Origin of the sequence: Salinispora oceanensis, assembly GCF_000383575.1 — a bacterium.
Taxonomy (GTDB): domain Bacteria; phylum Actinomycetota; class Actinomycetes; order Mycobacteriales; family Micromonosporaceae; genus Micromonospora; species Micromonospora oceanensis.
On sequence record NZ_KB911579.1, the window covers coordinates 3,071,793 to 3,090,541 of the forward strand.

The window sequence follows — 18,749 nt, forward strand, 5'->3', positions numbered from 1 at the left end:
CGGCCCCCCCCCAATTCCCCCGCGTCACCATGTCCCGCTAGCTCCGGCCCGCTGGTCGGGCCGCAGATGGCCGGCTGGGGCCCGACGAGGCCGCCCCGTCCGCTCCGCGGCCTCCGCTTCGGTTGTCCTGGCCGCCGTCGTTCCGACCGCTGCCGAGAGGGGTCGCGGAACCTGCGGCCGGTAATCCCGGGCCGGCGCCGCGATGTAGGGTCCCGGAATGTGTTGCGGCACTCGGTTCTGAAAGGCGCCGGTGGTGCGCCGGCGCGCTGACGGGATTTGTCATTCCCCTAACCGGTCGACAGTATCCAGAGTTTTGGCGGCGGTGGTCGGCCGAACGGACGAGGCGCGGCATCCAACCTGCTTCTCGGCTTGCGTCCTCCACCGCTCACTTGCATAGTCGCTCTACGGTTTGCGCCGCGTTCTTAAGGGGGAAGACATGGTAAATATTCGTTTTTTGTCATGACCGGGAACAGGGCTGGACGCCGACACTAACGCCGTGTCGCTCGTCCGGCATGTGACCCACGTCGTGCCCACCAGTCACTCGGTGCGGCGGCGGTCGCACGGCTCTGCCTGTGTCGGAAAGCCGGAAGTATCGCTGGTCCGTCGCCAAATATCGGGACGGCGGGGCGAAAGAGCTCTGATTGGCGTCGCGGTGTGGTGGTAGGTGCCCAACGCTCCGTTAACTGGGCGCCGTAAACGGTAGACCGTGGCGATTTGCGATCTTGAGGCTGGTTGTAACTTGCACCGGTAGGGAGTTGGAATTGATGGGGCGGTTGCGCTTTCCGGAGGTGGCCGCCAGCGCTGTCACCCCGCCATCGAAGGTGTATAGGGTCACCTCCGAGGCGGAGGCGAGCGAGCTTGCCCACCGGTTGCTGACGCCGGGGCGACGGTGGCCGGTCGCGGTGCTCACCCTGCCCACCGGGTATGACGAGCCGTTCGGTGATCCCGACGCGTTGAAGGAGGCGGTCGGGGACCTGGCCGAGGTGGTGCTCATGCCCACAAGCGATGTCTCATGGGCATTCTCGCGGGTGATGCCGCCGATGACCCAGGTCTACGGCGGTGCGGGCCGGGTGTACCCGGTCGATCACGGCTGGGTGCTTGACCCTGCCCGCAGCAGGTTGCGGTTCGCCTACTCCCCCCAGGACCGTCGCCGCATCACCGAACAGTTGATCAGCGACGCGCTGCAGGCGGCGCTCTCGGCCGGACTGGTCGAACCACGCCCCCGTCCCGGGGCTCAGCTTCGGTCGGGTCGGGTGCAGGGCCTGATCGGATCTCGAGCGCTGGTGACGTTGGACGACCTGGCGGTGGCGACCGTCTGGGAGGAGTTGACGGTCCCCGGTGTCGCCCTGGATCAGCTACTCACCAAGGGGCAGCCGGTTACGGGCAGCTATGACCAGGTCTCGCGTCGTCTGGACCTGCGAGCGGCGCTGCGTTTCGCCGACAGCGCCAGCGCCTCGGCCGCCGTTGGCGAGGCGTACCAGATTGATGATGTTGTGCTGGTTGAGGTGGTGACGGTGGCCGACGAGGCTGTCACCGTGCGGCTACTGCCGGGGCTGACCGTCGAGGTCGGCCGAGAGGCGGTCACCTCCAACCCGAACGACCGGCTCAGTGGTCTGTTCAGTGTTGGGGAGGTCGTCGCCGGTCGCCTCGTCACGCTCAAGCCGCTGTCGCTGCGGTTCGACGACATCGACGACGCGGAGACGGCGAAGCCCGCGCCGAGTCTGCTCCCCGGCGGGCCTTCCTGGCTACGTCCGCCCGACCCGCGGCCCGCGGCGGTACCGACACCTCGACCGCCGGCGCCCTCGCTGCCACCGGCCGCGCCACCGCAACCGGTCGTACGGCGGGTGCCGTCGCGTCAGCCGACGCCGCTGGACGTGGCCCGACGGATTCCCCCGGTTCCGCAACCGGCGCTGGCGCGCCCAGCCGACACTGTGCCAGCGGCGGCGCAGGACCAGGTCGTACAGCTGAACAGGGAGTTGGCAGTCGAGCGGGCGACTCGCAAGTCTCTCGCCGACGAGTCGACGGCTCTGCGTTTCCGAGCTGCCGAGCTGGAGGCCGAACTCGCCCGGGCGACTGGAGTAATCGAGCAGTTACAGACCCGCTACCGCGGTGCCGACCTGGCTCGGCAGCGGCTGGTCAAGCAGCTCCGGAGCGCGCAGGACCGTGCCGATCAGCCGCCAGCCGGGGAGGCGGCACTCTTCCTCGATCCGGAGGAACAGTTCCGTTATGAGGTCACCTGTGAGTGGGCGCAGCGCATTCCCGCCGCGGAGAAGGCCGACCGGCGGCTCGCCCCGTATGTTCTGGCTCCCGGCTTCCTGGAATCCCTGGAACAGCTGGAGGGCATCAGTCGGACGAAGGTCGTGACCGTCGTGGTCGAGGTGCTCACCGGTCAGGTCCAGCACCTTGCCGGGCGTGACCTGCACCAGATCCGCACCGGCCGGGCCGGCAGCCGCTATGCGCGCCGTGCTGACGGTGCGACCAGCTGGCGGGTGGCCCTGCAACGGGAGTCGGCCGGCGCGCGCCGCCTGCACTACTGGCGTACGCAGAGCGGCTACGAACTCTCCCGCGTCGTTCACCACGACGACTACCGCCCCTGACGAACCCGCTCGCACCCGGCGGCGATCGACCCGGCCGTAGAGCCGGGGGTCTCGACCGAGCCCGGGGGAGATTCCCACGCCCCGCTCGCCGGGGCTGGGTCAGGGCGTGGGACTCGCGGAGACGGTCAGCGCCCGGTGGTGGTCGTCTGCCGGTAGTTGCCCCGCGGCGGAGTGGACCAGGGGGTCTCGCCACCGGTCTGTTGGGGTAGTGCTTCGGTCGGGTCGGACTTCGGGTTGCCCAGGACCGGCTCGATGCTGTCCCGCTCCGGTGTGGGCAGCCAGTCGTCGAGCGGGGTGTCCGCTGGGTTCAGGTTCTCCGCCGTCCTCGATTCTGCCTCGGTCGTCGGCCACTGCCGCCAACGTTGCCCGCTGAAGCCGGCGACCAGCAGCAGGAGGCCGATCAGGAAGAGCGTCCCGTTCTCCAGCGGCAGCCGTAGCGGTAGCGGGTCGCCGAGGACCTCCCAGTCCGCCGGGATGCGGTTGCGGACCGCGAAGGGCCTGATGGCCAATACCAGGTACGGGGTGGCGAGCAGCAGCCCGGCGACGATCGGGCCGATCGGCGAGACGCGCAGAGTGCCGAGGAGTCCGAGCAGGACACCGCCGACTAACAGCCAGACCGCGGGCTCGATCAGATTGGCCGAGTTGAACCGATCGATCTCCACCCAGCGATCAACGGTACGCGCCGATCCATCTTGACCGAGAGTAACCAGGATCCACGTGACGGGTGCCACCACGAGACCCGCGAGGAAGCTCCATAGATGTCGCATCCGCGCACCGTACCGTCTCCGATATGAGCGAGTACCCCGCCACCACCGCACCGGGCCGGCCGACCGCATACAGCAGGGTCACGCTGAGTCGCATCATGACTGCCGTCGATGTGAACCTCTACGGCACCGTGCACGGCGGGGTGTTGATGAAGTTCGTGGACGATGTCGCCGGGGCCGCCGCCGCCCGGCACAGTGGCGGGACGGCGGTGACCGCGGCGATCGACGAGATCGTTTTCTCCGAGGCGGTGCGGGTCGGAGACCTGGTGCACGCCTACGCCCAGGTCAACTGGGCCGGGCAGACCTCGATGGAGGTCGGGGTGCGGGTAACCGCCGAACGGTGGGACTCGGCCGAGGGGGCGCCGGTCCGGGTCGCCACGGCGTACCTCGTCTTCGTCGGTGTTGATGTCGGCGGCAGCCCACGGCCCGTCCCACCGGTGTCCCCGGAGACCGTCGCGGACCAGCGGCGCTTCCGGGAGGCGGAGATCCGGCGGGCGCACCGACTTGCCCGCCGACGGGCGATCCAGGCGCACCGGGACGGCTGAGTTGTCGCCGTCCCGATCAGTGGAAGACGCCGGCGGCGCAGCGCGGCGGCGGGTCCCCGCGCCGGTGATCGTCCGGACCCGGGTTGCGGCGACGGCACCCTGAGGTAGGGCAAGATGGCGCCACGGCCGGACAGCGTTGTGCCGGGCCGAGGGAGGGTGGAGCGATGGGTGAGGTGCTGTGGACGCCGCCAGCGGACGTGCGTGAGCGGTCCCGGATCGGGACCTACCTGCGTTGGTTGAGCACACATCGGGGGCTTGACTTCGCCGACTACGACGAACTGTGGCGCTGGTCGGTCACCGACCTGCCCGCCTTCTGGCAGTCGATCTGGGACCACTTCGAGGTCGTGTCGCACACCCCGGCCACGGCCACGCTCGCCGAGCGGACCATGCCCGGTGCCCGCTGGTTCCCCGGCGCCACCCTGAACTACGCGGAGAACGTGCTGCGGACCCCGGGCCGGGGCGACGCCGACCCGGTGGTGATCGCCCACGGGCAGACCCGGCCGCCGGTCACCCTCTCCGCCGCCGAGCTGCGGGAGCAGGTCCGTCGGGTCGCCGCCGGGCTACGCCGGCTCGGCGTCGGCGCGGGCGATCGGGTGGCCGCCTACGCGCCGAACATTCCCGAGACGTACGTGCTGTTGCTGGCCACCGCCAGCCTCGGCGCGATCTTTTCCTCCTGCGCACCGGAGTTCGGCACCCGGAGCGTGACCGACCGCTGGCAGCAGATCGAGCCGAAGGTCCTGGTCGCCGTTGACGGCTACCGCTATGGCCAGAAGCCGATTGACCGGCGAGCCGAGGTGGCCGCCATCCGCGCCGCCCTGCCGTCGCTGTCGCACACCGTCGGCATCGCGTACCTCGACCCGGCCGGTCCTCCGCCGGCGGACACGATCGCCTGGGCCGACGTCGCCGCGCCCACCGACGAGCCGCTCGCCTTCACCCCGGTGCCCTTCGATCACCCGCTCTACGTGCTCTACTCCTCCGGCACGACGGGCTTGCCCAAGCCGATCGTGCACGGCCACGGCGGCATCCTGCTCGAGCACCTGAAGATGCTCGCCCTGCACCACGACCTGGGCCCGGCGGACCGGTTCTTCTGGTTCACCACGACCGGCTGGATGATGTGGAACTTCCTCGTCTCCGGGCCGGCCGTGGGGGCGGCGATCGTGCTCTTCGACGGCGACCCGGGCTATCCCGACCTGGGCGCGCTGTGGCGGCTGGCGGAGCGCACCGGCACCACCTACCTCGGTACCTCGGCGCCGTTCCTGCTGGCCTGCCGCAAGGCCGGGCTGGTCCCCACCGAGTTCGCCGACCTGTCCGCCCTGCGTGGGGTCGGCTCCACCGGCGCGCCCCTGCCCCCCGAGGGGTTTCACTGGGTCTACCGGAACGTCGGTGCCGCCCTCCAACTCCAGTCGCTCTCCGGCGGAACCGATGTCTGCACCGGCTTCGTCGGCGGCACTCCGCTACTGCCGGTGCGGGCGGGCGAGATCGCCTGCCGGGGGCTCGGGGCGAAGGTGGAGGCGCGCTCCGGCGACGGCACCCCGGTCATCGGTGCACTGGGCGAGCTGGTGATCACTGAACCGATGCCGAGTATGCCGGTCGGGTTCTGGGGCGATACCGACGGCAGCCGCTACCGGGAGGCGTACTTCGACCGCTACCCCGGCGTCTGGCGACACGGCGACTGGATCACGATCAACTCGCGGGGCGGCTGCGTCATCACCGGCCGCTCCGACGCGACGTTGAACCGGGGTGGGGTTCGCCTCGGCACCGCCGAGTTCTATTCGGTCGTGGAAGGGCTGGACGAGGTTGTTGATTCCCTCGTCGTGCACCTGGAGGACGCCGAGGGCGGCGCTGGTGAGCTGCTCCTGTTCGTGGTGCTCGCCGGGGGCGTGGAGTGGGATGACGCGCTGCGGACGCGGATCTGCCGGGAACTGCGTACCGCCCTGTCCCCCCGGCACGTGCCCGACGAGATTCATCCGGTCGGAGCCGTACCGCGGACCCTGTCGGCGAAGAAGCTGGAGGTACCGGTCAAGAAGATCCTGACCGGTACCCCGGTCGACTCGGCGGCGGCCCGGGGTGCGCTGGCCAACCCGGAGTCGCTGACCGCCTTCGCCGGTCTGGCCCAGCGCCGAGCCAAGCACGACGACACCGCCGGCGGGCGAGCCCGGTGACGGCGGCGGCCGGATGGGGTTAAGGCCTGGACGGCGCCGATCGTGGGATCAGGGCAGGGTGAGGGTGGTCCGCTCGGCGACGGCGCGGGCGCCGAGACGACTGGCGTCGGCGTGTGCGACCAGGACCGTGGAGGCGTTCGCGGTCAGCGGCGCCAGGAGCCAGTCGACTGGGTCCGGGTAACGGTCAACGTCGATCAGGACCCGCGTGCCGGGGGTGAGCCCGAGGTCCGCGGCGCGCGCCGCCGCCCGGGCGGCCAGGTCCGCCTGGGACGGCCCACCGGGTGCCGGCGCCCCGAAGTGGTCGCCGTGCGTCCGTACCTCGGACGCGAAGTCGGCGTACCCCGGTGGTACCTCCCGCAGCGGCCGGGCGAAGGGGTCCAGCGCGAGTAGGTAGCGGTCCCCGGCGTCGACGCGGTCCGCCTCGGCCAACCGGCCGGTGGCGACGAAGAGAACGTCCACGTCGTCCGGCGGGTCAGTCACCGTGAGCCCAGCCGACCAGCAACCGAGCAGCACGGCGGCGGTCTGCCAGTGCGGGGGCAGGAGCACGCCGGCGGTATCGCCGGGTGCGAGTCCCACCCCGTCAACCAGCAGGTTGGCGGTCTTGGCCACCCAGTTCGCGCAGGTCGCGCCGGAGAGTTCGGTACGTTCGCCGGTGGCGTCGTCGTACCAGGTGAGCAGCGGTCGGGTCGGATCGGGCGCGATCGCGTCGGCGAGGACCCGGGCAAGGTTATCGGCCATCAGCGCGAACGATACGCGCCCGGCGCCCGGGGCCGGGGCGACGACGACTTGGCTCGGCGCCGGGTCGCAGTCACCGCCCGGGCGGGGGTGCGGCGTAGGCTTACGGCGAAAGTGTTGTACCCCACACCCCCGAGTGCAAGGAGTCGCCCCTTGACCGCCGGCAGCCCGCCCCGTGTGCTCATTGACGCCACGAGTGTTCCCGCCGATCGTGGCGGCGTCGGTAGATACGTTGACGGCCTGCTCGGCGCGCTCGGGAAGGTCTGCGGCACCGGTGTCGACCTGGTCGTGGTGAGCCTTCGGACGGACCTTGAGCGCTATACCCGGATGTTGCCCGGGGCGGAGATCATTCCTGCCCCGGCCGCGGTGGCGCACCGACCCGCGCGGCTCGCCTGGGAGCAGACCGGCCTGCCGCTGCTCGTCCAGCAGGTCGGCGCCCAGGTGCTGCATTCCCCCTTCTACACCTGCCCGCTGCGGGCGGGCTGTCCGGTCACCGTGACCGTGCACGACGCCACCTTCTTCACCGAGCCGGAGCACTACGACAAGTCACGTCGCACCTTCTTCCGCAGCGCCATCCGGACGTCGCTGCGCCGCGCCGACCGGTTGATCGTGCCCAGCAAAGCCACCCGGGACGAGCTGATCCGACTGCTGGACGCCGACCCGACCCGGATCGATGTCGCCTACCACGGGGTTGATCACACCGCCTTCCACGCCCCGAGCGCCGAGGAGAAGGCCCGGGTCCGGGCCCGGCTGGGGCTTGGCAGCCAGAGCTACATCGCGTTCCTCGGTGCCAAGGAACCCCGCAAGAACGTTCCGAACCTCATTCGGGGCTGGGCGCGGGCCGTGGCGGACCGGCACCAACCGCCGGCCCTGGTGATCGCCGGGGGGCAGGGGCACGACGACGAGATCGATCGCGCGGTCGCCGAGGTGCCGTCGCACCTGCGTCTGCTCCGCCCCGGCTACCTGCGCTACGCCGACCTGCCGGGCTTCCTCGGTGGGGCCCTGGTCTCCGCCTACCCGTCGTACGGCGAGGGGTTCGGCCTGCCGATCCTGGAGGCGATGGCCTGCGCCGCCCCGGTGCTGACCACGCCCCGGCTCTCCCTGCCCGAGGTGGGCGGCGAGGCGGTCGCGTACACCAGCGAGGCATCGGATCAGATCGCCGCCGACCTGGTCGCATTGCTCGACGACGAGCACCGCCGGCTGGCGCTGGCCCAGGCCGGTTTCGACCGGGCCAAGGAGTTCACCTGGCAGTCCAGCGCCGAGGTGCACCTCGCCGCCTGGTCGCGGGCCCGGTCGTGAACGCGGCGCCTGTTCGGCTAACCCTGCGGCCTCAGTCGATCGGTTCGGGCAGAATGTGCGGGTGATCTACGCCGTCATCCCGGCGGGTGGCAGCGGCACCAGGCTGTGGCCGTTGTCCCGCGCCGGGCATCCAAAGTTTCTTCACCAGCTCACCGGCTCCACCGCGTCGCTGCTACAGGCGACCGTGGAGCGGCTCGGTCCGCTGGCGACACCGGAACACACCCTTGTGGTCACGGGCACGGCACACGCCACCGCGGTGGCCCGCCAACTGGCTGGGTTACCGGAGCAGAACATCCTGGTCGAGCCGTCCCCCCGGGACTCGTGTGCGGCGATAGCCCTGGCTGCCGCGGTGATCGCCCGTCAGGAGCCGACCGCGGTGATGGGTTCGTTCGCGGCGGACCACCTGATCGGTGACCCGGCCGCGTGGCGGGATACGGTGCGCCAGGCAGCCCGGGGCGCCGAGCAGGGGCTCTTGATGACGGTGGGGATCACCCCGGCCTGGGCGGAGACCGGCTACGGCTACCTGGAAACCAGCGAGCCGACCGGGGACGGGTCGCCGCGGCCGGTGGTCGAGTTCAAGGAGAAGCCGGACGCCGATGTCGCGGAGGCATACCTTCGGTCCGGGCGGCACCTCTGGAACGCCAGCATGTTCGTGTGGCGGGTGGATGTCTTCCTCGCCGAGTTGGCCCGACAGCAACCGGCGTTACACGCGGGCGTGCTCGAGATCGCCGCCGCCTGGGGCACCGAGGAACAGGACGAGGTGCTCGGCACGGTGTGGCCGACGCTGCCGAAGATCTCGGTCGACTACGCGGTGATGGAGGGGGCGGCGACCGCGGGCCGAGTGGCGACGGTCCCCGGCGACTTCGGCTGGAACGACGTCGGCGACTTCCACACCCTCGGCGAGGTCCTGCCGGCGGACTCGGCCGGCAACATGGTCCTGGGCGCGGAGGCGAAGCCCGGTGTCCTGTTGCGGGACAGCACGAACCTGGTGGTTGTCCCGCACTCGGGCCGGCTCGTCGCGACGGTCGGAGTGCATGACCTGATCGTGGTCGACACCCCGGACGCGTTGCTGGTCTGCCCGCGCGCCCGCGCCCAGGACGTGAAGCAGCTCGTTGACGAACTCAAGGAGCGGGGTGAAGCGGGGCTCGTCTGAGCGCTGCCAGCGCCGGCGTGATCAGCTGGGTGGTCCCGCCGGCCAACGGCGTCGGCAGCTGCTCCGGTGGGAACCAGCCCAGCTCCTCTGACTCCTCGCTGACCTGTGGCCGTGCGCCGGGCGGAGCGAGGACGGCGAAGCGTACGTCGTGGTGAAACGAGCCACCCTGACAGTTGACCGCGTGAATGTCCACGTCGATCGGCACCGGATCGATCCGCAGGCCGGTCATGCCGGACTCCTCGGTCGCCTCCCGCAGCGCCGCCGCGGCCAGCGTCGAGTCGGCGGGCTCGCAGTGCCCGCCGAGCTGCACCCACTTGCGGAACTTGCCGTGCAGGCAGAGCAGCACCCGGGAACCGGTGGCGTCGAACACCAGCGCGCTGGCGGTGACGTGGCCGGCCCGGTGCGTCCGGCTCATCGCCTCCGGTCCGGCGGCGAGCAGGTCCAGCGTGCGGTCTCGGGCCGCGGCGGCGGCCACCGAGGTGGGCGTCCAGCCGCGCAGCACGGTGAGAGCGTCGGTGTGCAGGGCGGGACTGGGTGGCGAGTCGACGTGCGGCTCGGGCGTTGACAAGGGCCCTCCTCGGCGTTCGGATGCGCCCGCAACCCTACGGGTGCGGTGTTCGTACGCTTGGCTGGTGACTCTGCGACTCCTGGAATTCGTGGTCGGCGACAACGAGGCCAGTGACCTGCTCCCGGTGCGTTCGCCGGCGCTGCTGCGCGCCCACGGTGCCCGGCGTGGCTTCTGGACGGTGCTGGACGAGGGCCCGGTCGAGCAGTGCCTCGCGCTGCTCCTGGAGCGGGCCGACGGCACCTGGACGGCTCAGCACGTGACCGCCGACGCCGGAGCCGAGAACGGCCGTACCGAGGACGGCGAGGCGTTGGCCCACCACGACGGGTGGGTGTATGTCTTCGGGTCGCACTTCGGGTCGAAGGCCGGCCCGCTGCGTCCGCGGCGGGCGTTCGTGGCCCGGTTCCGTGAGCAGGACGCGGCCTCTGGCACGCTGCCGGTGCAGGTGGTACGCAACCGGTTCCGGCTCCACCGGGTGGTGAACGACGCCCTCCTCAAGGCCCCGTTCACGCCGCTGCCGCCGGGGGATCAGGTCCGCTCCCGGTTCATCGGTGCCACCGTGGCGCGGGGGACCGCCCGGTCCAAGGGCTGGGTCGAGCGGCTGGTCGCCGACGATCTGCCGTTGAACGTGGAGGCGGTCGCCTTCACCCCGGCCGGCACGGCGCTGCTCGGGCTGCGGTTCCCGGTCACCGCCGACGGGGACCCGATCTTGGTCGAGTTGGCCGGGGTGCCCCAGATGTTCGCGTCCAGTCCGATCTGGCCGGCGGCGTTGGGCGCGTACGTGCTGACCGGGGTGACCCCACCCGGCGCGCTGGCCGGCTTCCGGGCGATGGCGCCCGCCGCGGACGGCGGCTACGCGGCGGTGATCGGTTCGATCGACGCACTCGGGAAGGGCTCGGTGCTGCTGGCCGACCACCCGGCGGGTGGGGAGGTGACCTCCCGGCACGTCCGTTTCCGACTCCCGGGCCAGGGGCACCGGGTCGCTGGCGAGTTGGTCGCCGACCTCGCGCCGTTCCACCACGTCGAAGGGCTGGCCGAGCTCGACGGGAGCCGGTTCTACGTCACCGACGAGGACCACCGGGTCGCGCTCTGGGTGGGCTGACCCGGTTGGGCCGCGGGGGCTGCCCGCGGCCCGGTACCACCGACCCTAGAGCGCCAGGGCCGCGGTGGCGGAGGTGCCGGGCGGGGGCGGCAGCAGGGTCGACGGCAGGCCCTCGGCGGCCAGGGCGGCGCGCAGGCGGTGTACGTCCGCGCCGAACCGGACCAGCCCGAACGGGTCCACCGGGGTCGGCGGGGCGGCGAGTAGCAGGGTGTTCGCCGTGGTCGGCCAGCCCGGTACCGTTCCGGCCAGCTGGTCGTAGGTTGCCGGGTCGGTGACGTGGGTGAAGCTCGTGCCGGGGGCTACCGTCGCACCGACGACGGCGATCGCCCGGCCGATCACGGCTGGATCAGGTGGCGCCGCGCCGGTTCCGCTCGGCAGGACGGCGGCCTCGGCCAGCCCGGCGGCCCGCGCCTCGGCGGTGCCGAGCGAGAACAGGTCCAACGACGAGTCCCGGACCAGGGCTCTGGCCCCGAGTCCGTCGTCGGCCCGCGGGGTGGTCGGGTAGCCGCGTACCACCGCGACCGGCACCTGGTCACACTTGCCCTTGACCAGTTCGCCGGCGCCGGCCAGTTCGTCAACCACCGCCATCTGGGTGAGTTCCAGCTCGTTGCCGTACGGGTCGACCTCACCCCGGTGGTCGTGGACGGCGTCGAGGCCGGCGACGCCGAGCGCGACATCGGTGAGCCCGTTGCGCCATGGCCGCCCCATGGTGTCGCTGATGATGACCGGCACATCGAGGCCGTACCGCTGTCGTAGCGCGGCGCGCAGCGCCCGGGCGGAGGCGTCCGGGTCAACCGGGAGCAGCACCAGCCGGGTCTTGTCGACGTTGGAGGCGTCGATACCCGCGGCGGCCATCACGAATCCGTGGTGGGTTTGGACGATCCGGGTCGCGCCGCGGGCGGCGACCACCCGCGCGGTCTCCGTAGCCAGCACCCCTGCCCGAGCCTCGAGCCGCTCCGGCCCGTCGGCCGGGACATCTACCAGTCGTCCCTCCGCCTTCGAGACGATCTTGCTCGTCACCACGAGGATGTCGCCGTCGCGGAGCCACGGCGCCGCACTGACGATCATGGCGGCCAGGTCGTCGCCCTCGGACACGTGGCCGATGCCGCGCACCGGCATGATCTCCAGGTTCACATCAACCCCACCGCGGCCTGGACCATCGCCGTGGTCGCCGCTTCGTCTGTCATCCGCAACGGCGCCGCGCGGACCGTCAGCCCCGGCACCACCGTCGCCGCATCCTCCTCGGCCACCAGCCAGCCGTCGAGCAGCCCGCCGCTGGCCCGTCCACCATAGAGGCCGCCTACCCCGGCGGCGCTGCACTCGATGCCGAGCACGGCTAGGCACCGGTCGGCCATCCCGCGGACCGGGGCGGCGCCGATGATCGGGGACACTCCGATCACCGGTGCGGGACCCGCCACGACCGCGTCCCGCACCCCGGGAACGGCCAGGATCGGGGCGATACTCACCACCGGGTTGCTCGGTGCGATCAGCACCAGGTCCGCCGCGGCGATCGCCTCGGTCACTCCCGGCGCCGGCTTCGCGTCCTCCGCGCCGACGAAGACGAACCGGTGCGTGGGAGGCTCGGCCCGGTGCCGTACCCACCACTCCTGGAAGTGGATTGCCCGCTGGCCGCCGTCAAGGTCAACCACCGCGTGGGTCTCCAGGCGGTCGTCGGTCGCCGGCAGCAGGCGTACGCCGGGCTCCCAGCGGGTGGCCAGCGCGGCGGTGACCTGGTGCAGGGGGTAGCCGGCAGTGATCTTGGTGGTGCGGACCAGGTGGGTGGCGAGATCTCGGTCGCCCAGCCCAAACCAGGCTGGCTCCGCCCCGTAGGCGGCCAGCTCCTCCCGCACCGTCCAACTCTCCGCGACCCGTCCCCAGCCACGCTCCGGGTCGGCGCCACCGCCCAGCGTGTACATGACGCTGTCCAGATCCGGGCAGACCTTGAGGCCGTGTAGATACAGGTCGTCGCCCACGTTGACCACGGCGGTCACCTCGGCGCCGATCGCCCGGGCGTAAGCCCGCACCCCGAGCAGGAACCGGGCGCCGCCGACTCCTCCGGTCAGAACCACGATGCGCATGTCGTCCATCCTCGCCTACCCGCCGCCTCCGGGATCCGGGCCACCCGGGAGACTAGGCTCACGTCGGCAGTTGTCCGAATTTGTTCGAAGGGGGATACCGTGACCAGCCCTGTCGAACCGGCGCCCACCGAATCAACGCCGGCCCGTCAACTGACCCGGCCGTTGCGTGAACCAGCGGCGTTCGTGCTCCTTGGTGCGAATGCCCTCCTCCTCTTTGTCGGCCTGCTCCGGCTCATGACCTCGGCTACCTCTTCCGCCGGGCGTGCCGGCAGCGCGGCTGCCGCATTTACCGGCATCGAGGCGGTCGTCCTGCCGTTACTGGCGGTTCTGCTCGCCACACACCTGCACCCGGTGCTTCCCCGGGCGAAGCTGATCACCCAGGTGGCGTTGGGTCAGTACGCCTTCAGCGCCTTCTTCGGTGCTCTGACGTTTCTGATCTGGTTCGTTGACCGGCTGGTCTCGGCGGAGCTGCTCATCGCCTTCCTGGGGTTCTTGAGCCAGCTGGCCGGGCTGGGGCTGCTGCTGCTGGCGGGGTTCCCGGTGTATCAGATCTGGCGCCGGCTCTACTACGTGCCCAAGCCCAAGCCCCAGCCCGGGGTTTACGGCGCTCCCCAGCCGGGCTGGCCGGCTCCGCCCCCCGGTGGGCAGCCGGGAGCTCAGCCCGGTTGGCCCGGCCCCGGCCAGGGTGCGGGTTGGCCCGGGCCGAGTGCGGGTTGGCCCGCCCCCGCCCCCGGCCCCGGGACTGGCGGTTGGCCCGCCCCCGGCCCGGGCGCGAGTTGGCCGGCTCCGCCCCAGTCTGGTGCCGTCTACGGCCAGCCCGCCGCGCCGCCCGCCGGGGCATCCCCGCCGGCCCCGCCGTTCGCGCAGCCACCATCGGCGGAACCGACCCAGGCCATTCCCCGCCAGCCGGTTGAGCCCCCGGCGCCCTCCACCGACGAGGACCGCACCCGGCGCATCAACCCGTCCGACAGCCCCGACTGACCGCGTCGGTCACGGCCCGCGCGGTGGCCGGCCCACGGAGTGATCAAACCGGCAGGGCGAGGAGTCGGGTGGAGCGCCTACGCTGAGCGGATGGTTGATCGCACGGAGCCGGCCCCGACCGAGGCGAGTGTGCGGCGGGCGTTGCGTCGAGCGGCGTCCGGGCGGGCGCTGGACACCGACGAGGCGACGGCGCTGCTGAGCGCGCGCGGTGCCGCGTTGGACGAGTTGTTCCGGGTCGCCGGGGCGATCCGGGACGCGGGGCTGCGCGCGGCCGGGCGGCCGGGGGTGGTGACGTACTCGAAGAAGGTTTTCATCCCACTGACCCGACTCTGCCGGGATCGGTGTCACTACTGCACCTTTGCCACGGTGCCGCATCGGCTGCCGGCGGCGTTCCTCGACCGCGACGAGGTACTGTCGATCGCCCGGCAGGGCGCGGAGCTCGGCTGCAAGGAGGCACTGTTCACCCTTGGGGACCGGCCGGAGGAGCGCTGGCCGGCGGCGCGCCAGTGGTTGGACGAGCGGGGCTACGACTCGACCCTTGACTACCTACGCTCCTGCGCGGTGGCCGTGCTGGAGGAGACGGGCCTGCTGCCACACCTCAACCCCGGGGTGCTCAGCTGGTCCGAACTGCAGCGGCTCAAGCCGGTCGCGCCGAGCATGGGCATGATGTTGGAGACCACCGCGACCCGGCTGTGGTCATCCCCGAAAGGTCCGCACTACGGCTCGCCGGACAAGGAGCCGGCCGTTCGGCTGCGGGTGCTCGAGGACGCGGGCCGGGTGAACGTGCCCTTCACCACCGGTGTCCTCATCGGGATCGGAGAGACCCCGGCCGAGCGGGTCGAGGCGCTCTTCGCGATCCGCCGGTCACATCGGGAGTACGGCCACCTCCAGGAGGTGATCGTGCAGAACTTCCGGGCCAAGCCGGACACGGCGATGCGCGGGATGCCCGATGCGGAGCTGCACGATCTCGCCGCCACCGTGGCGGTGGCCCGGGTACTGCTCGGTCCCCAGGCTCGCCTCCAGGCGCCACCGAACCTCATCGCGGGCGAGTACGACCTGCTGCTGCGCGCCGGCATCGACGACTGGGGCGGCGTTTCGCCGTTGACCCCGGACCACGTCAACCCGGAGCGGCCCTGGCCGCAGCTCGACGAGCTGTCCCGCCGCACCGAGCAGGCCGGGTTCGCGCTGCGGGAGCGGTTGACGATCTACCCGGAGTACGTTCGCGCCGGTGACCCGTGGCTCGACCCGCGCCTGCTGCCGCACGTTGCGGCCCTCGCGGACCCGGCGACCGGGTTGGCGGTGCCCACCGCCCGTCTGACGGGGCGGCCGTGGCAGGAGCCGGACGAGGCCTACGGCGGGCGGATCGACCTGCACACCACCATCGATACCACCGGCCGTACCACCGATCGGCGGGGCGACTTCGACCAGGTCTATGGCGATTGGTCGATGGTGGCCGACCGGGTGGGCGCCGGGGCGACCACCGGAGTCGGCGACCACGACCTGCGGGCCGGTCTGCGCCTCGCCGCCGACGATCCGGCGTCGCTGCTGGAACCCGGGCAGACCGCGGCGGCGCTGGCGCTCTTCGCGGCGGATGGCCCGGCGTTGGACGAGCTGTGTCGGATCGCCGACGAGGTACGCCGCGACGCGGTCGGCGACGAGGTCACCTACGTGGTCAACCGCAACATCAACTTCACCAATATCTGCTATGTGGGCTGTCGCTTCTGCGCCTTCGCGCAGCGCGAGCGGGACGCCGACGCGTACCGGCTCTCGGTTGACCAGATCGCCGACCGGGCCGAGCAGGCGTGGCGGGCCGGGGCCAGCGAGGTCTGCCTCCAGGGGGGCATCGACCCGAGGCTGCCGGTGACGGCCTACGCCGACCTGGTGCGGGCGATCAAGACCCGGGTGCCGGGGTTACATGTGCACGCGTTCTCCCCGATGGAGGTCGTCACCGCGGCGGGTAAGGCGGGCGTGTCCATCCGGGAGTGGCTGACCGAGCTGCGGGAGGCCGGGCTGGACACCATCCCCGGCACCGCCGCCGAGATCCTTGATGACGAGGTGCGCTGGGTTCTCACCAAGGGCAAGCTGCCGACGGCCGCCTGGGTCGAGGTGGTTACCACCGCCCACGAGCTGGGGATTCGGTCCAGCTCCACGATGATGTACGGGCACGTTGACCATCCCGCGCAGTGGCTTACCCACTTCCGTGTGTTGGCCGACACGCAGGACCGGACGGGTGGCTTCACCGAGTTTGTTGCGTTGCCGTTCGTACACACCAACGCCCCGATCTACCTGGCCGGTATCGCCCGTCCGGGGCCGACCTGGCGGGAGAACCGGGTGGTGCACGCGATGGCCCGGCTGCTGCTGCACGGCCGGATCCACAACATCCAGTGCTCGTGGGTGAAGTTGGGCGACGAGGGCAGCGCTGAACTGCTCCGCGGTGGCTGTAACGACCTGGGCGGCACCCTGATGGAGGAGACGATCTCCCGGATGGCGGGCTCGGGCAACGGTTCGGCCCGGACCGAGGAGCAGTTGATCGCGATCGCGGCGGCGGCCGGGCGGCCGGCGTGCAAGCGAACAACCGGGTACGGCCACCGGGTCAGGTAGCGTCCGACTCCCCACCGCCGACCGTGGACCAGCCCGCCGGCGGTGGGCTGCTGGATTCTCGTCGGTACCGCAATCCCACCGGCCGCACGGAAGACTCACCGGCCGGTCACCGCGGTCGCGGTGCCACGTGGTGGGACTCCCCTGCCGAGTGTCAGTGCTTGTTGTCCATGGTGTACCAATTCTCGAATTCCCTTTTCGGATTGGCGATCCCACGGACTGTCGTTATTCGAGGTTGAATCTCGGTCCGGCCAGAAGTTCACTCTCTGGACAGGTTCTGATACTCCCCGGGCACCCCGGCGGTGGGTGTTGCGGCGGCGGGATAGCCTGGGCTCAACCAAGATCAACGTGCTGGTTCGACGTGCTGGCTCGACGGGTTCCGGTGCCGCGCCACGGAGAAAAACTCCGGCAACTCGCCGGGGCGGGCGTTACCCGGCGGGGGTCTGAATCGGTAGGGCAGGTTGCGAGGCCCGGGAGGCCAGAGGGGTCGGACCGGGCGATGTTTGGAGGGCAATCCCAATATCAAGTTTGGCTTGACGGCGCACGTAGGACACACGTGTAATTTGACTTGGGGCTGTTCGCGAAATGTTACTAACCGGTACCGAACGGACAGCACGCCTTTCGCGTGGGGGGTTGCAGCGGCGACGACGCCGGTGCGCGACAAGGAGGCATTGAATGGACGGCCAGCTCGAGGCGGCCGACCTGCTCGGAAACGCCCCGGAGTGGCAGGAGCGGGCGCTCTGCTCGCAGACCGACCCGGAGGCGTTCTTCCCCGAGAAGGGCGGCTCAACCCGTGAGGCGAAGCGGATCTGCACCCGCTGCGAGGTCAAGACCGAGTGCCTCGAATACGCGCTTGGTCACGACGAGCGGTTCGGAATCTGGGGTGGTCTCTCTGAGCGGGAGCGTCGCCGGCTCAAGCGGCGTGCGGCCTGACACCAGGTTGGATCCGGGGTGGTGGGGGCTGCCCCGGATCCAAACCTCGTGGCCGAGCTTTGGTAGGCCGGGGCCGGATTCGGTAAGGCCGGGGCTCAGGCCAACTCGTCCCGGGCTCAGGCCAACTCGTCCGGGTCGGCCCCGAGCAGGTTTGCCACCTGTTCGATGATGACATCATGGACGAGGTCCGCCAGATCCTCTCGGTCCATCGCCCGAAACTCGAGCGGCCGGCGGTAGAGGACGATCCGCGGCGGCATCTCCTGCCGACCCGGGCGCCCCGGCAGCAGGCGGGCGAGGGGCACCGCGCCGTCCTCAAGGACGTCGGAGTCGTAAACGTTCAGCTCCGGTGGCACGTCCTCCACCGCGAACTCGACGCCGGCCAGCTCCTTGGCGAAACGCCGCTCGAGCGTCTCCACCGTGTCCAGCACCAGTTCGTCGAAGACCTCGGCCTTGGTCCGCGCCAGCGGCACCGTCGCGGGCACCAGACGGCCGCGCAGGCCACGCCCATGCCGGTCGCGCCGGGTGCGGCGGCCGGTGCCGGGGCGGCGGTGTTCCGGGCTTCCCATGGGCCCAGCGTAGTACCCGATCCGGGCTGGCTCCCGGTAGCGGTCGCGCGCTGGCGTGCCGGATCCGAACGGACGAAATGTGATCACCAAGACGGGCGTGTCGGGTCGCGAACCGGTGCGTCGAAGCCGGTATTGGAGATACCCTGCCGCGGTGAGGTCACCACGGCGCTGCACCCGAAACGGCTGCCCCCGGCAAGCAGTCGCCACATTGACCTATGTCTACAACGAGTCCACCGCTGTGGTCGGCCCGCTGGCCGCTTTCGCCGAGCCGCACACCTACGACCTCTGTGAGCCGCACGCGCGCAGCCTGACCGCGCCACGGGGCTGGGACGTCGTCCGGCACGAGGGGGAGTTCGAGCCCCCACCGCCGACGACGGACGACCTGGTCGCCCTCGCCGAGGCGGTCCGCGAGGCGGCTCGTCCGGTCGCTCCTCGGCCCCCGGAGGACAGCAGCCACGATCCGGCGACCCCGACGTCGTCCACGGGGCGGCGCGGTCACCTCCGCGTGATTCCCCCCAGCCACTGACCGCTGCTTTCACCTTCACAGCGCGGTGCGGCTGCAGCCGGGACCAGGCCTCCAGGGTGGTGAGCAGGACCGGGCAGGAGGACGGTGCGGTGGGTGATGGTGGTGGGGCAGGGGCGCGTGGCCGGGCGTGGCCGGGCGTGGTGGT

At 71.2% G+C, this 18,749-nt stretch carries 16 protein-coding genes; 10 read left to right on the top strand and 6 right to left on the bottom strand.

From position 1 onward, the window contains the following. Window positions 1–764 precede the first annotated feature (764 nt). Window positions 765–2,597, top strand: a complete 1,833-nt coding sequence (locus SALPAC4_RS0114365) for a hypothetical protein (protein WP_027644532.1) — start codon at window positions 765–767, stop codon at window positions 2,595–2,597. 125 nt (window positions 2,598–2,722) lie between these two features. On the opposite strand, the gene SALPAC4_RS0114370 is transcribed toward SALPAC4_RS0114365, so the two are convergent. Next, window positions 2,723–3,331 (bottom strand): hypothetical protein, encoded by a 609-nt coding sequence (locus SALPAC4_RS0114370; protein ID WP_027644533.1) that lies wholly within the window; start codon window positions 3,329–3,331, stop codon window positions 2,723–2,725. A 56-nt stretch (window positions 3,332–3,387) separates the two neighbouring features. Between SALPAC4_RS0114370 and SALPAC4_RS0114375 the strand changes: the two genes are divergently transcribed. Both SALPAC4_RS0114375 and SALPAC4_RS0114380 read left to right on the top strand, forming a co-directional pair. Then, window positions 3,388–3,906, top strand: a complete 519-nt coding sequence (locus tag SALPAC4_RS0114375) for an acyl-CoA thioesterase (protein WP_019870922.1) — start codon at window positions 3,388–3,390, stop codon at window positions 3,904–3,906. Between the two features lie 164 nt (window positions 3,907–4,070). Continuing rightward, window positions 4,071–6,068, top strand: a complete 1,998-nt coding sequence (locus tag SALPAC4_RS0114380; RefSeq protein ID WP_019870923.1) for an acetoacetate--CoA ligase — start codon at window positions 4,071–4,073, stop codon at window positions 6,066–6,068. A gap of 48 nt (window positions 6,069–6,116) precedes the next feature. Here the strand turns inward: SALPAC4_RS0114380 and SALPAC4_RS0114385 are convergent, their stop codons facing one another. Beyond that, a complete protein-coding gene (locus SALPAC4_RS0114385; RefSeq protein WP_019870924.1) occupies window positions 6,117–6,806 on the bottom strand; it encodes a TIGR03089 family protein in 690 nt (229 codons plus the stop codon). A 150-nt stretch (window positions 6,807–6,956) separates the two neighbouring features. Here SALPAC4_RS0114385 and SALPAC4_RS0114390 point away from each other — a divergent pair, with 150 nt between their 5' ends. Further along, on the top strand, window positions 6,957–8,102 hold the full coding sequence (locus SALPAC4_RS0114390; protein WP_027644534.1) for a glycosyltransferase family 4 protein: 1,146 nt from the start codon (window positions 6,957–6,959) through the stop codon (window positions 8,100–8,102). A gap of 55 nt (window positions 8,103–8,157) precedes the next feature. Further along, window positions 8,158–9,255: a mannose-1-phosphate guanylyltransferase gene (locus SALPAC4_RS0114395; protein ID WP_019870926.1), complete on the top strand. Its 1,098-nt coding sequence runs from the start codon at window positions 8,158–8,160 to the stop codon at window positions 9,253–9,255. Here the strand turns inward: SALPAC4_RS0114395 and SALPAC4_RS0114400 are convergent. Next, window positions 9,224–9,823: an NUDIX hydrolase gene (locus SALPAC4_RS0114400; protein ID WP_027644535.1), complete on the bottom strand. Its 600-nt coding sequence runs from the start codon at window positions 9,821–9,823 to the stop codon at window positions 9,224–9,226. The two genes, SALPAC4_RS0114395 and SALPAC4_RS0114400, sit on opposite strands and share 32 nt — an antisense overlap. A 64-nt stretch (window positions 9,824–9,887) precedes the next feature. Here SALPAC4_RS0114400 and SALPAC4_RS0114405 point away from each other — a divergent pair, with 64 nt between their 5' ends. After that, entirely contained in the window at window positions 9,888–10,922 is a 1,035-nt protein-coding gene (locus SALPAC4_RS0114405) for a hypothetical protein (RefSeq protein ID WP_027644536.1), read from the top strand. Between the two features lie 45 nt (window positions 10,923–10,967). Here SALPAC4_RS0114405 and SALPAC4_RS0114410 read toward each other — a convergent pair whose 3' ends face one another. Further along, window positions 10,968–12,056 carry a coenzyme F420-0:L-glutamate ligase gene (locus SALPAC4_RS0114410; protein ID WP_019870929.1) on the bottom strand — a complete coding sequence of 363 codons (1,089 nt, stop codon included), beginning with the start codon at window positions 12,054–12,056 and terminating at the stop codon, window positions 10,968–10,970. Continuing rightward, window positions 12,053–13,000, bottom strand: coding sequence for a 2-phospho-L-lactate transferase (gene cofD / locus SALPAC4_RS0114415; protein WP_027644537.1), 948 nt, complete (start codon window positions 12,998–13,000; stop codon window positions 12,053–12,055). Before cofD ends, SALPAC4_RS0114410 begins: the two co-directional genes overlap by 4 nt. A gap of 99 nt (window positions 13,001–13,099) precedes the next feature. Between cofD and SALPAC4_RS0114420 the strand changes: the two genes are divergently transcribed. From SALPAC4_RS0114420 to SALPAC4_RS0114430, 3 genes are all read left to right on the top strand, one after another. Continuing rightward, complete coding sequence (locus SALPAC4_RS0114420; RefSeq protein WP_027644538.1) at window positions 13,100–13,981, top strand: hypothetical protein; 882 nt, start codon at window positions 13,100–13,102, stop codon at window positions 13,979–13,981. Between the two features lie 90 nt (window positions 13,982–14,071). Further along, window positions 14,072–16,582 carry a bifunctional FO biosynthesis protein CofGH gene (locus tag SALPAC4_RS0114425; protein ID WP_019870931.1) on the top strand — a complete coding sequence of 837 codons (2,511 nt, stop codon included), beginning with the start codon at window positions 14,072–14,074 and terminating at the stop codon, window positions 16,580–16,582. Between the two features lie 672 nt (window positions 16,583–17,254). After that, window positions 17,255–17,512, top strand: coding sequence for a WhiB family transcriptional regulator (locus SALPAC4_RS0114430; RefSeq protein ID WP_018729648.1), 258 nt, complete (start codon window positions 17,255–17,257; stop codon window positions 17,510–17,512). A gap of 116 nt (window positions 17,513–17,628) precedes the next feature. On the opposite strand, the gene SALPAC4_RS0114435 is transcribed toward SALPAC4_RS0114430, so the two are convergent. Continuing rightward, window positions 17,629–18,078, bottom strand: a complete 450-nt coding sequence (locus SALPAC4_RS0114435) for a metallopeptidase family protein (RefSeq protein ID WP_018727238.1) — start codon at window positions 18,076–18,078, stop codon at window positions 17,629–17,631. A 151-nt stretch (window positions 18,079–18,229) separates the two neighbouring features. On the opposite strand from SALPAC4_RS0114435, the gene SALPAC4_RS0114440 reads away from it, so the two are divergent. Then, entirely contained in the window at window positions 18,230–18,604 is a 375-nt protein-coding gene (locus tag SALPAC4_RS0114440; RefSeq protein WP_033663148.1) for a DUF3499 domain-containing protein, read from the top strand. The last annotated feature ends 145 nt before the right edge of the window (window positions 18,605–18,749 follow it).

Bases quoted from the DNA above. Each gene is read 5' to 3' on its own strand.
- SALPAC4_RS0114365 (WP_027644532.1), top strand. From the start codon at position 765: ATGGGGCGGTTGCGCTTTCCGGAGGTGGCCGCCAGCGCTGTCACCCCG.
- SALPAC4_RS0114375 (WP_019870922.1), top strand. From the start codon at position 3,388: ATGAGCGAGTACCCCGCCACCACCGCACCGGGCCGGCCGACCGCATAC.
- SALPAC4_RS0114380 (WP_019870923.1), top strand. From the start codon at position 4,071: ATGGGTGAGGTGCTGTGGACGCCGCCAGCGGACGTGCGTGAGCGGTCC.
- SALPAC4_RS0114385 (WP_019870924.1), bottom strand. From the start codon at position 6,806: ATGGCCGATAACCTTGCCCGGGTCCTCGCCGACGCGATCGCGCCCGAT.
- cofD (WP_027644537.1), bottom strand. From the start codon at position 13,000: ATGCGCATCGTGGTTCTGACCGGAGGAGTCGGCGGCGCCCGGTTCCTG.
- SALPAC4_RS0114425 (WP_019870931.1), top strand. From the start codon at position 14,072: ATGGTTGATCGCACGGAGCCGGCCCCGACCGAGGCGAGTGTGCGGCGG.
- SALPAC4_RS0114430 (WP_018729648.1), top strand. From the start codon at position 17,255: ATGGACGGCCAGCTCGAGGCGGCCGACCTGCTCGGAAACGCCCCGGAG.
- SALPAC4_RS0114435 (WP_018727238.1), bottom strand. From the start codon at position 18,078: ATGGGAAGCCCGGAACACCGCCGCCCCGGCACCGGCCGCCGCACCCGG.